General features: G+C 39.1%; 14 protein-coding genes and 8 tRNA genes. 1 reads left to right on the plus strand and 21 read right to left on the minus strand.

Translation table 11 applies throughout. The features are described 5' to 3' along the window. Nucleotides 1-203 precede the first annotated feature (203 nt). Nucleotides 204-659, plus strand: a complete 456-nt coding sequence (locus BN999_RS19715; protein ID WP_096274387.1) for a hypothetical protein — start codon at nucleotides 204-206, stop codon at nucleotides 657-659. A gap of 110 nt (nucleotides 660-769) precedes the next feature. Here the strand turns inward: BN999_RS19715 and rpiB are convergent, their stop codons facing one another. From rpiB to BN999_RS19820, 21 genes are all read right to left on the minus strand, one after another. After that, entirely contained in the window at nucleotides 770-1,222 is a 453-nt protein-coding gene (gene rpiB, locus BN999_RS19720; RefSeq protein WP_096274389.1) for a ribose 5-phosphate isomerase B, read from the minus strand. 26 nt (nucleotides 1,223-1,248) lie between these two features. After that, nucleotides 1,249-2,523: a TRAP transporter large permease gene (locus BN999_RS19725; protein ID WP_096274391.1), complete on the minus strand. Its 1,275-nt coding sequence runs from the start codon at nucleotides 2,521-2,523 to the stop codon at nucleotides 1,249-1,251. Between the two features lie 26 nt (nucleotides 2,524-2,549). Next, on the minus strand, nucleotides 2,550-3,035 hold the full coding sequence (locus BN999_RS19730; protein WP_096274393.1) for a TRAP transporter small permease: 486 nt from the start codon (nucleotides 3,033-3,035) through the stop codon (nucleotides 2,550-2,552). Nucleotides 3,036-3,078: 43 nt separating this feature from the next. Next, nucleotides 3,079-4,056, minus strand: coding sequence for a TRAP transporter substrate-binding protein (locus tag BN999_RS19735; protein WP_096274395.1), 978 nt, complete (start codon nucleotides 4,054-4,056; stop codon nucleotides 3,079-3,081). Further along, the gene (gene rbsK / locus BN999_RS19740) at nucleotides 4,056-4,988 is read right to left on the minus strand and encodes a ribokinase (protein ID WP_096274442.1); all 933 of its coding nucleotides are present in this window, start codon (nucleotides 4,986-4,988) and stop codon (nucleotides 4,056-4,058) included. The genes BN999_RS19735 and rbsK overlap by 1 nt, the downstream gene beginning before the upstream one ends. Further along, nucleotides 4,957-5,991: a LacI family DNA-binding transcriptional regulator gene (locus tag BN999_RS19745; protein ID WP_096274397.1), complete on the minus strand. Its 1,035-nt coding sequence runs from the start codon at nucleotides 5,989-5,991 to the stop codon at nucleotides 4,957-4,959. The genes rbsK and BN999_RS19745 overlap by 32 nt, the downstream gene beginning before the upstream one ends. A gap of 300 nt (nucleotides 5,992-6,291) precedes the next feature. Then, nucleotides 6,292-6,597: a hypothetical protein gene (locus BN999_RS19750; RefSeq protein ID WP_096274399.1), complete on the minus strand. Its 306-nt coding sequence runs from the start codon at nucleotides 6,595-6,597 to the stop codon at nucleotides 6,292-6,294. Between the two features lie 372 nt (nucleotides 6,598-6,969). Further along, nucleotides 6,970-7,176 carry a hypothetical protein gene (locus tag BN999_RS19755; protein WP_096274401.1) on the minus strand — a complete coding sequence of 69 codons (207 nt, stop codon included), beginning with the start codon at nucleotides 7,174-7,176 and terminating at the stop codon, nucleotides 6,970-6,972. Between the two features lie 21 nt (nucleotides 7,177-7,197). Beyond that, nucleotides 7,198-8,118, minus strand: coding sequence for a DUF7916 family protein (locus tag BN999_RS19760; RefSeq protein ID WP_096274403.1), 921 nt, complete (start codon nucleotides 8,116-8,118; stop codon nucleotides 7,198-7,200). A gap of 62 nt (nucleotides 8,119-8,180) precedes the next feature. Further along, nucleotides 8,181-9,629, minus strand: a complete 1,449-nt coding sequence (nagE, locus tag BN999_RS19765; protein WP_096274405.1) for an N-acetylglucosamine-specific PTS transporter subunit IIBC — start codon at nucleotides 9,627-9,629, stop codon at nucleotides 8,181-8,183. Nucleotides 9,630-9,647: 18 nt separating this feature from the next. After that, nucleotides 9,648-10,472 (minus strand): PRD domain-containing protein, encoded by an 825-nt coding sequence (locus tag BN999_RS19770; RefSeq protein ID WP_096274407.1) that lies wholly within the window; start codon nucleotides 10,470-10,472, stop codon nucleotides 9,648-9,650. 47 nt (nucleotides 10,473-10,519) lie between these two features. Next, nucleotides 10,520-11,014 carry a PTS sugar transporter subunit IIA gene (locus tag BN999_RS19775; protein WP_096274409.1) on the minus strand — a complete coding sequence of 165 codons (495 nt, stop codon included), beginning with the start codon at nucleotides 11,012-11,014 and terminating at the stop codon, nucleotides 10,520-10,522. Nucleotides 11,015-11,281: 267 nt separating this feature from the next. Further along, complete coding sequence (locus tag BN999_RS19780; RefSeq protein ID WP_096274411.1) at nucleotides 11,282-13,669, minus strand: penicillin acylase family protein; 2,388 nt, start codon at nucleotides 13,667-13,669, stop codon at nucleotides 11,282-11,284. A gap of 297 nt (nucleotides 13,670-13,966) precedes the next feature. Further along, nucleotides 13,967-14,040 (minus strand) — tRNA-Arg (locus BN999_RS19785). Between the two features lie 69 nt (nucleotides 14,041-14,109). After that, nucleotides 14,110-14,183 (minus strand) — tRNA-Ile (locus BN999_RS19790). 9 nt (nucleotides 14,184-14,192) lie between these two features. Next, nucleotides 14,193-14,266: transfer RNA gene (locus BN999_RS19795), tRNA-Gly, on the minus strand. A gap of 165 nt (nucleotides 14,267-14,431) precedes the next feature. Next, nucleotides 14,432-14,507: transfer RNA gene (locus BN999_RS19800), tRNA-Phe, on the minus strand. Between the two features lie 474 nt (nucleotides 14,508-14,981). Next, nucleotides 14,982-15,074: transfer RNA gene (locus tag BN999_RS19805), tRNA-Ser, on the minus strand. 15 nt (nucleotides 15,075-15,089) lie between these two features. Further along, nucleotides 15,090-15,162: transfer RNA gene (locus BN999_RS19810), tRNA-Ala, on the minus strand. Between the two features lie 12 nt (nucleotides 15,163-15,174). Continuing rightward, nucleotides 15,175-15,251 (minus strand) — tRNA-Pro (locus tag BN999_RS19815). Between the two features lie 6 nt (nucleotides 15,252-15,257). After that, a tRNA-Arg gene (locus BN999_RS19820) sits at nucleotides 15,258-15,334 on the minus strand. Nucleotides 15,335-15,382 lie beyond the last annotated feature (48 nt).

Raw genomic sequence — 15,382 nt, forward strand, 5'->3', positions numbered from 1 at the left:
AACCCACCCCCATCTAGTTACCACTACTTTTGAACTAGTACCTAATAATTATAGCATGGCAAGTAAACAGCCCGTGAGTACGGTGCCTGTCACTCCCCGAATTTTGTCGAACGAAATCCATCCAAGCCAATTTTTAAAATAAAGAAGGAAACAGAGATTTTTTTTAGAATATGTATAGTAGAGGCAAATAAAGGAGTAATGACATGAATTGGAACCCACTAATAGATCCAGGAGATAAGAGAATAGTAGAGTTCTTAACAGATCTTGAAATTACCAGAATCAAGCAGCTGGAAAGTAAATTCACAAGCACTACAAAAAGAAGCGAACAACTTAAATTTGAAAAGGAAATATTAAATATTTATTTAATGGCAATTGAACGAAATAAAAAGAAAAAATGGAAACTAGGAGATTGGCTTAATGAAGTGGAAGCAGGCGAAGTCAATAGGTTAAGAGATGAGATAATTCATTCGGAGAACCCATTCTATTATGAAGCAATGATTTATCAAGTTTATTTAGAAAGTATTAGTCGACAAATACAGTTTAATCAGGAGAGTGAAGTAAGGAAATTGATTAATTCAATGAAACAAACGACAAAGAATGATGAGGCAGATGGGCTAGCGACGAATATAACAGAATTGTTGAGAGGTGCAGGTAGTTAGAATTCCAGATACAAAAAAAGCTCTAGTAACTTCCATACTAGAGCTTCATTATAATAATTATTGTGTAAGCGCTTAACTATCATCTACACTTCCCAAGTTGTTTCCTATAACTACTTGCTATTTTGAGCATCCATCTCATTTAGCATTTCAACTCGACGTCTGAATTCTTCTTTTGTACTAAATTCTGCTGTTAGGAATGTTTTCACTAAATCAAGGGCTAACTTGTCGCCTACGATCTGCGCTCCAATAGCCATCACATTCACGTTATCATGCTCTACACATTGGTGGGCACTATAGATATCATGACATACAGAAGCCCTGATTCCAGGTACCTTATTAGCTGCAATACTAGCCCCAACACCAGTACCACATACCATAATTCCTCTTTCAGCTTCCCCGTCCAGAATAGATTGACATACCTTCTTTGTAATTACTGGAAAGTCAACTGGTTCTGGATTATAAGAACCAAAATCTGTCACCTCATGTCCTTGAGACTCTAAAAAATCAACAATAGGTTTTTTTAATGGAAAACCAGCGTGATCTGAACCAATCGAAATACGCATCATAATCTCTCCTTTTTCATCTATTATTATCTTAGTATTTCAGGTAACCATAACGTCAACTTTGGAATTAGAATAACTAGTAATAACACAACTACATTCGCTAGGAAGAACGGCATGGTTTCTTTAATAACTGCACCTATTTTTTCTTTACTTATCGAAGTGACGATAAACAAGACCACTCCAATAGGCGGTGTTAACAATCCAAGCGTCAGATTAATAACCACAATCATGGTCATCTGAATTGGATCAATACCTAACATTCCACCTAATGTTAAGACCGTTGGTAATACAATAACAATGGCTGCGATAGTTTCCATTACTGCTCCAACAACAAATAACACTAGATTTACTAATAAAAGTGCAATGATTGGGACAACCGTAATTAATAAGATAGACTCGGATACCAACTGCGGAATTCTTTCATTTGCTATAATCCAGCCATACGTTGCAGCAAATCCTACAACTACTAAAACGGTTCCGGTAAAAGTAGCCGTCTCAATACAAGATTTATAGAAAGCCTTGAATGTTACATCTCGTCGGATAATAAAACCTAATATTAAAGCGGCAAATACACCCATCGCACCCGCTTCTGTCGGTGTAAATAAACCACTAAGAATTCCAAATAAAACAAACGCTATAACTAACAGTTCCCAAATACAGTTCTTAAAAGCTACCCAAACCTTTTGCAACTCAAATCGACTAGACTTCGGAAACTTACGACGAACCGCTATTATGTATGCCGTAACCATCATCGCAATACCCATTAATATTCCTGGAATGACTCCAGCTAGAAACAGTTCATAGACTGACAAACCTGCCGTTACACCGGCAATAATAATATTAATACTTGGCGGAATTATCGGCCCTACAACCGAAGAAGCCCCAGTAACCGCTGCTGAATATGGGCCCGGATAGCCCTCTTTTTTCATAGCAGGAATTAATGTTTTCCCTAATCCAGCCGTATCCGCTACAGCTGTTCCAGAAATACCTGCAAATAACATACTAATCCCAACGTTGGCGATACCAAGTCCACCACGAATAAACCCGACAATGGAAACGACAAAGGTAATAAGACGTTGGGTTGCACTGCCCGAATTCAGGATTGCAGCTAGCAATAAATAAAATGGAATAGCTAACAGGGAAAATGATGTTAACTGGGTTGTAATCCGCTGTGCCACCAGCACTGAAGGGATATCATTTAATAGAATATATAGTAAAGACGACAAACCAATGACAATAAAAATTGGAAACCTTAAGATTAGAAGGACTATAAAACTAATGATCATGACTGCTAATGCCATTTGAATCCCCCTCCTTTATTAATAGATTATGTAGTACGTTTCGTATTTTTTATCTCCAGGAAGGATCGAACAAATAGTTTCGTATAATAGTAGAACATAATGATCATCCCAACAAAGATACTACTTTGATACCAAAACATTGAAATATCTAATCTAGCAGAAAAAGCAGTTCGTCCGCTCCATGCTAGGTCAATACTTACATAAGCAATAAAAATTAAAAATACACAAATGATGCCATAAACTACAACTTGAATATAAGAGCGAAATTTTTCTGGTAATTTTTCAAAAAAGTAATCCATACTTAAATGAGTATTATTACCTGCAGCAATCGCAGCACCAATATTGGTTAACCAAATTAAGAGAAGTGTGGCAACTTCTTCCCCACTCCACACTGGAATTCGATCTAAAAATTGTCTTGAAAAAACTTGAACAAACATGATGCCTACTAAAGCAATTACTATGATAAAAGCAAGAACCTCTAGGAACTTCATGAGGCTGATTTTTTCTTTCATCTTAGTTCCTCCTTACAAGTGCAGGGGGAAATCCCCCCTCGCACTATTTTATACTGTTTACTTTTTCAATCCATTCTTGCATTAGATCATCGTAACCTGTGTATGCTTCAGCTGCTTTTTCAGCAAATTCTGCAGTATTAACTTCTGTGATTTCAACACCAGCATCTTCTAGACCTTGAATAGCTTCATCTAATTCCTTCTTATGAAGCTCACTTTCAAATGCTTGTGTTTCTTCTGCCGCTTCTTGGATTGCCTCTTTTTGTTCATCTGTTAGCTTGCTATAGATATCTTCACTTACTAGTAAGTATGCAGCTTGGAATTGGTGATTCGAAAGAGTGATATAGTCCTGCACTTCATAGAATTTATCAGAATAAATTTGTGTTAATGGATTCTCTTGTGCATCAATAACTTTTTGTTGTAATGCTGAATACACTTCTGAAATCGGCAATGTCACAACTCTTGCTCCCATTGCTTCAAATGCTGGTGGTGCTGTTGGAGACTCTGGTACACGAATATTTAGTCCCTCTAAATCTTCAACTGATTCAATCTTCTCGTTACTAGAGATTTGTCTTGGAGCGCGCATGAAATACGTAAGTGGTCGGAAACCTTCTTCAATCATAAGTTGATCGAGCTCTTCCCCATGCTCACTTGCCAAAAATTCACCTAAATGATCTTGATTTTCAAATAAGTATGGAATCCCAAAAATACCAATCTCTTCAACCCAAGCAGATACTGGTTCTAAACTTACAGTACCGCCCATAGTTCCATTTTTCATACCTTCTAATGCTTCTCTTTGTGTTCCTAATGATGCGGAATCATGAACCTCTACAACAACACTTCCATCTGTCTTTTCTTCTACTAACTCAGCAAACTTATTAGTTGCTTCAACCCAGATATGACTCGCAGGCTGGTCTAACGAGTACTTAATTTCAACTACATCATCACCTGATGATTCTGAACCACAGGCTGCAAGAAACCCAATTAAAGTAATTAAACTAACTATTAATAATAACTTTTTCATTAAAAATTCCCCTTTTCTTTATTAGATATAAACTTTTCAACTTCTTCAATAGTAGGCATTCCTGTCTGCGCACCTAGTTTTGTAACAGACAAAGCTGCTGCTGAATTGGCATATTCAATCGCATCCTGGATTGAATTACCCATTGCAATCGATACAGCAAAAGCTGCATTAAAAGTGTCTCCCGCTCCAGTCGTATCGATTGTTTTAACTGAACAAGCTTCAACATGCTGTAGACTACTAGATGAATCTCCATAATACACACCACGTTCTCCGCAAGTCATAATGACATAATTAGATCCAAGGTTATACATGTTAGTAAATAATGATTCCAGACTTGCTTCCTCAGATTCAGAAGTTAAAAAAGCAATCTCGGACTCGTTTGGTGTAATATAAGTAATCTTCCTTAGTATCTCCTTTGTTAACTTCGCTGCAGGAGCAGGATTTAAAATAATTGGTACTCCCTTTTGATAAGCAATATGTACTGCTGCTTCCACTGTTTCAATCGGTATCTCCAACTGCAGAACCACAACATCTGATTTGTGTATTATCTCTTCTAAAGCCTGTATATGTTCTGGTCTAAGTGAGGAGTTAGCCCCAGGAACCACAATAATCGCATTGTCATCCTCAGCTACCGTAATATTAGCAATACCAGTCTCTACTCTGGAATTAACAACCACATGATTCACATTGACACTTTCTTTGGTTAAATTATCGATGACTTGTTTTCCATAGTCATCTTGCCCTACACATCCAATAAATGTTACTTCTGCACCCAATCTAGATGCAGCTACAGCTTGGTTTGCACCTTTTCCACCAGGAAACTGATGAAATCTTTTACCTAATAATGTCTCACCAAGTTTTGGATATCGGTTTGTTTCTGTTACTAAATCGATATTGGCACTACCGATTACCGTTATCTTTGGATTTTGCACCATCTTCGCATCCTGGTCTCCTTTTTCTATTCGTTGACTCACGCTGAATTAACGTCACATCAAATTCTATATCTCTACTCTCTGTTTCATTGCCTTCAATTTCTTTAATAATTTGATTGGTAGCTTCTTTTCCCATTTCATAGATTGGTTGCTTGATAGTACTTAGCTCTGGAATAATCATATTGGTTAACGATATTCCATCGAAACCAATGACTGCTATATCTTCTGGAACACTTAATCCAAATGAATGAATAGCCTTTAAACAACCAATCGCCATTAAATCATTTCCAGCAAAAATGCCATCAATACCTATGTTCTGGTTCAGTAACTCCTTAGTAGCTGTTATTGCATCCTCCAATTGGTAATTAGCATAAGCCACTAATTTCTTATCAAACCATTCCATATCTTCCACGACAGATTGGTACCCTTCCAAACGCTGTTGGGCAGTGAACACATCTTTCGGTCCTGCCAGATGTGCAATTTTGGTACATCCTTGCTCCAGTAAATGTTCAGTAGCAAGTACCCCACCATAATAATTATTAACTCGGATACTTGAATTTCTAGGATTTGCCCCACGATCCAGTAGTACCATAGGAAGATTGACATGCTTATAATCCTCTTCTACATAAGAATCTGACGCTAAAATAATTCCATCTACATATTTACTTTGAAGCATTTCAATTTGCTCAATCTCATTCTTCAATGTCCCAGAAGAGTTACAAAGGATCATGGTATAACCATTACTATTTGCCACTTCCTCTACCGCCTTAGCTAGTTCTGGGAAAAAAGGATTTGTAATATCCGGCAAGATTAGACCGATTGTCTTCGTTTTCTTATTATTTAAACTAACCGCTATAGCACTTGGTCTATAGTTTAACTCCTGTATTGCATGCTGCACTTTTTCAAAAGTACTTTCCTTAACATAACCATTCTTATTTATTACACGGGAGACAGTTGCTACTGAAACCCCTGCCTTTTTTGCTACTTCTTTTATCGTTACCATATGTATTCCCCTTAACATGTAACCGGTACCATATTACCTCTAAAAAAAAGACCTCCTTTTCTGTAACCGGTTTCATAATCCTGTTTACCATTTTATTTGTTATTGCGAAATTTGTCAATATATAATTTTCAAAAAATAATATTAATTTTTTACTAAAGGTAGAAGACAATTCCTCTGAGTATATTTAGAATGGCCAGTTCCGCGTAATACTCTAATGCACTTTACTCTACCGTCCTCGCACTACTTCTCAGCTCAGAGAAAAAGCATGGAAAACTACTTGCCCCCATGCTTCCCCACAAATTAGTGTCTTCTGTTACTTCTCCTAGAATCATCTAACCCTAGTACATCATTATCACTTCTATTCTTTCGCCTATCGTCCATTGCTCCTAGGACATTATTATTTCGTCTTGGGCATCTGTTAGTTCTCACACCTAGTACATCGCCATCTCTTCGTTTATTACGTCTATCATCCATTTCACCTAAAACGTCATTATCATCTCTTTCCTTTCGCCTATCGTCCATTGCTCCTAGAACATTATTATTTCGTCTTCTGCATCTGTTATTTCTTATCCCTTGCACTTCACCACCAATATTTCTTCTTCCCATATTTGTTATTCCTCCTTTTACTATTTACCAGTACAATATTCATTTTTCTTTTAATTGAATCGTTACTTGTCACGATATAATTGTCTATTTATTGGAAGTTTCTTTAAAGTGGTGGTGGATCTAGTGCATATTAATTAGCCTGATGAAGTTTTGCGTTACTTTCTCAATAAAGCTGCTTAAATTCATCTGGGGTGATTTCTACTATAATTTACGCCAGAAGAAATCATCCGGGGAAATCAAAAAGTCGCGCCAGATACAAGATCCAACGCGACTTTTTTTCATTTGGCTCGCAAAATTTAATCGATCCGCATATCTTGCCACGACATTACCTCACAGTCACAAGTAGAGATGAGCCTTTTATAAAAAACTACTTTAATTTATATAAATAATAGGTTTGAATTTGAAAAACATGTGACCGAAGTTAACGAGCATCTGACTAATATTATGGACCTTGTGACCAGTAATCACGAGCATCTCCCCAATACCTTGGACCTTGTGACCTAAATGCATAAGCTTCAGCCCATTACCAAGAACCATGAGCCCAAACCTCAGTACCATGTTACCTAAAACCTCAACCATGCGCCAAAACTCAAAAACCTTCTACCGCTTCACCGAAGCAGCCATCCTCACATAAGTATGCCTTCTCCCCCTAATCGCGATTGAATAGGTCATAATATTCTCAGGCACAGCAATTCCATAAAAACCAGTATCCCCAATATGATAAATATCTGCACCAGCCATTTTACTATTCAAGGCAATTTGCCGGATCGTTGATTCATCCGCACCTTCTTGACTTGTCCCAATAGTAAGCATAGCTAGAGCACCTTTTGAATGAACGAAACGAACGTATTTCTCTGCCGCTTCCAATGTAATTCCTGGAACGGTTCCTGGTGCAGGCATTAAAATAACATCCGCACCCGCTTCAATAAAACTAGACAGAATTGCTTCTGAAATTATTCCGCTACCCGTTTCATTAGCAACTCCGGCTCCATGCATTTTCCCAGCAATAATCAAGCCATCTTCACCAAAGACTTCACGTGCTTTCTGAATGGCAACAACTGTTTCCTCATTGGTCACGCCAGTTTTAGGATTCCCAGTAAGACAAACAAAATCGAAACCTAATTTTTTCGCTTCGGCCAATGCTTCTTCTGTCGCCAATCTACCTCGAGAAACAGTATCCAACTTCTCCAGTTGTTCCGCTTGAAGATCGACTGGTTCTAAGTTAAGACCAACAGGTCGGCCCGTTAATTCTTTTATTTTCTGAATAACTGATTCACTCTCCGCACCACCATCAAGACCTTGAATGGCGGGATGAAATACATCAAATACATTTATTAACAATAAATCAGCACCGAAAGCAGCTGCGAGTTCAGCATTCGTAACACTTGGATATAATGGTGCGACAGAAGCTATCGTCTCCGATAGCATGACTCTCCCCTCACTTGCTCGAATCGATTGTTTCAAATCTTGTCCATTCATTTGTTGAAAATCAGATGCGGTACAATCTAATATACGTTTCATACATAAATTCTCCCTTCCGATATGAAAAGAAGCATGAGGAAATTACTCCCCATGCTCCCCATTTATTTTCTTAATTTCGCCATTTCATCGGCTACGAATTGTACATTCGTACCAACAACTACTTGAATATTATTTTTGTCAATGACATTGATACCTGGTACACCAGTAGCTTTGATTTTCGCTTGGTTTACCTTATCTGTATCACGAACTTCTAAACGAAGACGTGTTGTACAGTTATCAAGAGAAGTTACGTTTTCATCTCCACCAAGACCTTCGTAAATCTCAGCAGCCATTGTAGCAAATCTTTGTTGTTTGTTACCTGCTTCTTCTTTACCTTCTTCTTCGATCATTTCATCATCTTCACGACCAGGTGTTTTTAAGTTGAACTTCGTGATTAAGAAACGGAATAAGAAGTAGTAAATTACTGCAAATACTAAACCTTGTACTAACAGCATGTAAGGCTCATTCGCAAGTGGTAAACGAGAACTTAAGAAGAAGTCAACGAAACCTGCACTGAAGCCAAATCCTGCTGTCCATTGGAATGTTGCAGCGATAAATAGTGAAATACCAGTAAGTGCTGCGTGTACTACATAAAGTGCTGGAGCTAAGAACATGAATGAGAATTCAAGTGGTTCTGTAACCCCTGTAAAGAACGCTGCAACCCCAGCTGCTAATAATAATGATGCAGCCTGTTTTTTACGTTTAGTTTTTGCCGTATGGTACATAGCAAGTGCTGCAGCAGGTAAACCAAACATCATAATAGGGAAGAAACCAGCTTGATACATACCAGTTACACCTTTTTCCCCATTACCTGACCAGAAATTACCGATATCATTAATACCTGCAACATCAAACCAGAATACAGAGTTTAATGCGTGATGTAGTCCTGTAGGTATTAGTAAACGGTTAAAGAATCCATATAAACCGGCTCCACCAGCACCTAGGCCTACAATTGCTTCTGCAAAAGATACTAACCAACCATATACAATAGGCCATACAAAGAATAGAATTGCGGATGCAATAAGCATTGCTGCAGATGTCATAATCGGCACTAAGCGTTTACCACTAAAGAAAGCTAGTGCATCTGGAAGTTGAACCTCACTGAAGCGATTGAACATACTTGCAGCTACAAGACCAGAAATGATACCAATAAATGCGTTTTTAATATTTGAAAATCCAGCATCAACTGCATCTACCTCAACACCCTGAAGCATTGCAACAGTTTCAGGAGATAGTAAGGTTGTAACAACCAGAAATCCGACTAATCCACTTAAAGCTGCCGATCCATCTTTTGTCTTTGCCATTCCGAGTGCAACACCCACTGCAAATAGAATTGGGATATTATCAATAATGGATCCCCCGGCTTTAATTAAAAATGCTGCAATTGGATTCCCAGCTCCCCAGCCTTCTGGGTCAATCCAATATCCAATACCCATTAATATCGCCGCAGCAGGTAATACTGCAACCGGTAACATTAATGAACGACCTAGTCGTTGTAAATATTTCATCATAATAATTGTCCTCCTAACTTAATCATGCATTTTCTTAATACGTTCAATATGAAGTGCGATATATCCTAATTCTTCCTCAGGTAACTGAATATCATGCACATCCGCCAATTCTTTACTCACTTTCAAAGCACATTGGTAAGAATCATGGAATTTCCTTTTAATCATGACAAACATTTCCTCATCCAATGTACTCATATTGCCATGTTCTGCCCTTGTTAAAGCAAAACGTAGATGCGTAATCAACCGTTCATAAGAAAGATGGTCTTCATTAATGGTAAGATTTAAATAGTCCTGAATTGATTCGACCATATCTTTTAGAATCGATGTTTGCCGGACGGTTGTGCGCAAATCACCTCCTTGAATTTTCATGGTATGAATATGCAGTGCTATAAACGCTGCCTCATCAATTGGTAATGCTACCCCAGTTTTTTCCTGAATATAATGGACAGCCCATACCCCAATGGAGAATTCAGTAGAATACAGAACCTTTATTTCCTGTAGGAGTTTATTTCTCACTTCTATTCCTTCTTGAAAACGTTGAAGGGCATAGGAAATATGATCACTTAATGCAAGATAAATATGGTCATTTAGCTTAGTACCAAGTTGTTTCTCTGCATAAGCAATGATCTCTTCCGCCAAAATAAAATGTTCCTCTGGAATTCTTTCCAATAGCTGCTGGAGTTTATCATTTTCCGTGAGCGTAAATAACTTTTCCACTTTATCTACGCTCACCGGATCATTTTTTCCCTTTTGAAAGGCCACACCTGCACCAATCGCAATCTTTTCTTGACCTTGATCAATCACAATCACGGCGTTATTATTTAGCACCTTTTTTATCTTCACGTTCCACCCTCTATTCTCCTAATTCTAGGGATAAGTAGAGAGAGCCATTATTTGACGTTATAAATAATTGTTTCTCCTGCCTTACAAGCCTCTACTTGTCCTTTGGTGTAGCTTTTACCCGAATTACCACTATCGGTAAACACAATTGGTGTAATGATATCTTTCGCATGTTCCTTAATATAGTTCAGGTCTACGTCTAGTAAATGGTCACCAACACTGACTTTATCCCCTTCACTAACATGCACCGTGAATCCTTCACCTTTTAAAGCTACCGTTTCTAGGCCAATATGAAGTAAAATCTCAGAACCGTCCTCCGCTTTTATACCAATGGCATGCTTTGTCGGAGCTACTGAAATAATTTCACCATTAACTGGGGCAACCACTTTTCCATCCGTTGGAATAATCGCTGCTCCTTCCCCCATCATCTTTTCACCAAAAACAGGATCTGGTACCTCTTCGATTGCTACCAACTTACCTGTAAGTGGTGCATACACTTGTAATTCACTAGTATCGTTTGATTTATTAAAAAGCTTTTTAAACATATATAATTCCTCCTTGTATGGTCTAACAAAGTTGTTATTATTAATTAGTTAGTAGTGTTTCCCAGTTTGTGTTTCTTTACTTTAAAAACTAGAAAACAAAAAGAGCATGAGGAACTAAGAATAGTATAAACTATTCTCCGGTTACCCCATGCCTGATCGTATCAGTCACATGTGATCATATTCAATGTTGTCTATATCGTACCATAGTATTTTGTCTATTTCAATAAGTTTTTGTAAGCGATGTCAGCAAGAGTCTTTCTGTCCTATTTATGGAACCAAGTAAAGTGTTTTCCCTTTATCTGCATTTAGACTCGTTTCATGATAGGTTCCCTCTACCCAATCATCTATCTGATTATGATACCAATCACTCTTAAAATGTCCTTCTTGCCCCGGCCCGACAATGTGGTAACCTGTACTTGGATCATTCATATCAATCACAAATCGCCAGGATGCACCATGGTCAACCTCGCCAGTACCAGTATCATAAGCTGCAGCCATCGGGGTTACAGAACTTCCCCCTACCGGCATCGAATCTTCATTGTTAAAAAAGTACGCTAATACGGGATGCACCGCTGATAATGGGTGTGGGAATGCTACTTGGTGATAATCTCCCCACTCCCAAGTATACATATCATCGCCATACTCTAGGGTAAGTTTATTTAACGTATTCTGTAAGGCGAGGTGAAGCACACTTTCTATGCCTCCATTATCCTCAACCCAAATAGAACCATCACCACTTATCGCATGTCGAAGTAGTTCATCTGTCGTCTGTCCTCGGCTATTAAATAAATCCATCACACCATCAGGAAGTTCCTGATATAAGATTGCCTCAATCTCATCCATCCAATGATGAAAGATAAGTGGTTGTGCGATGTTCACTTCATCAACATAATTCCAATCCTCTAATAGAGATACTGCCACTGCTTCCGTTTGACTTAAATTCGACTGCTCCAGTACCTCTAAGAAAATCGGTACAAATTCCCTAGCTTGTAAATTGGTTTGATCCATCTGCAGGTCCATCATATCCCCGGCAGACAAGGAATCATTTGACTCGAGTACCTCCGCAATCCTCTCATAACGATAAGGCTGAGCCCAAACATTACTGATGTGATACGGATAATTATCACCGACCACTTTATTATTAGCGGTTGCAATAAACCCTTTCTCAGGATTTACTACGGTTGGTAATTCATCAAATGGGATATAGTCGTTAAGTACATACGTAGAGTCCCAGCCGGGAAGTGGTAATAACGCATCCTCACTATTGTCATAAATCGGTATTTTACCATTGGCTTTATAGGCAATGGTGCCATCAACGGATGCAAAAACAAAATTCTGCGCTGGGACCAGGAATTTTTCTAATCCTTTCTCAAACTCCTCCCAATTAGATGCACGATTAATTTCTAGAATAGCTTCCAGTTCTGTCGTTGCATCTAATGCTGGCCACCGTAATGACAACACCGTATCTTGCCCACTTTCCTCCGCAAATTCCGATACAACCGGACCATGTCTCGTTTCCACTACTTGATAGTCAATCGTCTCCCCATCCTTCACATGAATGGGCTCATCAATAATCGTCGCTTCTTCCCATTTATCATCAAATAGGAACTCCTGTGGATTATCCGGGTTTCTTTTTTCTAAATATAGCTGTTGTACATCCGGGCCAGTATTGGTTACACCCCAGGCAACCTTGTCATTATGGCCAAGGATAATACCAGGAACACCAGCAAAAATTACTCCACTCACATTCAAGTCATCCGTTTGCAGATGCATTTGCATCCAAATAGACGGTGTTGCTAATCCTAAATGTGGATCATCAGCGAGTAGTGGTAACCTTGACTCTGTTTTCTCCCCGCTCACAACCCAGTTATTACTCCCATTAAAAGCATGCGGAATTACCGCTTTTTCAAAACTAGCTACAACATCGACCACTTCTTCATCATGAATAATGGTCGGTCTTTCTTCTGGATATACTGGAAACAACTCATATGCCTTTTCTTCATCAAATTCATTCAATACATAATAATTAAATGCCTGTCTTTCCCAGTGTCCACCAAGGTCAAATGCCATGAACTTCCCAATCGTTAGCGAGTCAATCGGCGTCCACTCAGATGGCTTACTTCCCATTAATAAAAATTCAATTGGTAACGAATTCGATTCTGTTGCTTCATCTATGTAGGCATTCACCCCATCAGCAAACCATTGCAACACCTGTTTACTTTCCTCTGTATAAATATCATATGACTTCTCTGCAGCCCGTCGTAAACCAAGAGTCCGGAAATACTTATCCTGGTCAACAACTGCTTCCCCAACCACTTCACTCAACGTCCCCGATGCTTGTCTCCTGGATAATTCCATTTGAAACATCCGGTTTTGCGCTTGCATATACCCTTGAGCCATATATAAATCATGGTCATTGGATGCATAAATATGAGGAACCCCATGTTCATCAGTCGTCACCACAACTTCTTCTTGTAATCCGGGTATTTGAATCGTTCCTTCTATTTGCGGAAGTGACTTATTTATGTATGCATTTACAAGAAATAAAGCAATAACACAGAGTAATATGAAACTCCCAACAACTATTAAGCTTATTTTCTTCCAGTTTCTTTTCTTTTTTTGTGGAAGAGTTATTGTTTGAATAGGTTCCTGCATGTATGTACTTCCCCCCTTTTGAGTATTATTAAAATTCAGATAGTTTTATTTTATCATAAAGGGTCCATTGTTAAGAGTGTCATGTCTAAAATTTGTGAAGTTATTATTGTTATTACACTGAACATGTAAGATTCACTTCTATATTCGTTAAAAGCATGATTTTGGAGTCAGAAATGCCTCTTTTTAGCAAGATTTTTCGATATATAATGTAACAGCTAAACAGTGTATAGATTTAGTTAGAAAAATAAAAAAAAGATTAAAATTAGGTTTACCTAATTTTAATCTTTCTTGGAGTAACGCGCCCTAGAGGATTCGAACCTCTGACCCACAGCTTAGAAGGCTGTTGCTCTATCCTGCTGAGCTAAGGGCGCAAATCAGAAAATATATCAACATACAATGGTATGGAATTTGTATGAGTTTAAAGAGTTCTATCTATGTAATGGGCCTGAGTGGACTCGAACCACCGACCTCACGCTTATCAGGCGTGCGCTCTAACCAGCTGAGCTACAGGCCCACAATATTATGGAGCGGGTGATGGGAATCGAACCCACGACATCAGCTTGGAAGGCTGGAGTTTTACCATTAAACTACACCCGCATAAGATATAGATTTGATATATTATTTTAATCACTCAAGTACATGCCCCCTGCGTCTGCTAGTTAATTCGAAGAAGTTTATTTCTCAGGGCAACTCGTAGCTTATTCGGTGGAAGTACCGCTCGTGGCTGGAGTTTTACCATTAAACTACACCCGCAAAATATAGTGGTGGCTCGGGACGGAATCGAACCGCCGACACACGGATTTTCAGTCCGTTGCTCTACCGACTGAGCTACCGAGCCATACAAGAATATAATTATAAGAATACAATTATCCAGGCCATGTGCTGACCCCTGCATCTACAAGCATATTCGAAGATGTTTATTCTTCGGGGTTACTCGCAGATTATTCGGTGGAAGTAATGCTCGTTGCTCTACCGACTGAGCTACCGAGCCATACAAGAATATAATTATAAGAATACAAATATCCAGGCCATGTGCTGACCCCTGCATCTACAAGCATATTCGAAGATGTTTATTCTTCGGGGTTACTCGCAGATTATTCGGTGGAAGTAATGCTCGTTGCTCTACCGACTGAGCTACCGAGCCATACAAAAATATATCTATTAGAAAACAAATATCTCAGGCCATGTGCTGACCCCTGCATCTACAAGCATATTCGAAGATGTTTATTCTTCGGGGTTACTCGCAGATTATTCGGTGGAAGTAATGCTCGTTGCTCTACCGACTGAGCTACCGAGCCAATTATTATATGTATGGAGGAGGTAGAGGGATTCGAACCCCCGCGCGGTTTGACCCGCCTGTCGGTTTTCAAGACCGATCCCTTCAGCCAGACTTGGGTATACCTCCGAATATATAATAATATGGAGCCTAGCGGGATCGAACCGCTGACCTCCTGCGTGCAAGGCAGGCGCTCTCCCAGCTGAGCTAAGGCCCCGTTATAAAATACTGGTCGGGAAGACAGGATTCGAACCTGCGACCCCATGGTCCCAAACCATGTGCTCTACCAAGCTGAGCTACTTCCCGTTATTATGGCGCGCCCGAGAGGAGTCGAACCCCTAACCTCTTGATCCGTAGTCAAACGCTCTATCCAATTGAGCTACGGGCGCATATGGTGCCGAGGACCGGAATCGAACCGGTACGGTAGTCACCTACCG

Origin of the sequence: Paucisalibacillus globulus, from assembly GCF_900184735.1 — a bacterium.
Lineage (GTDB): Bacteria > Bacillota > Bacilli > Bacillales > Amphibacillaceae > Ornithinibacillus > Ornithinibacillus globulus_B.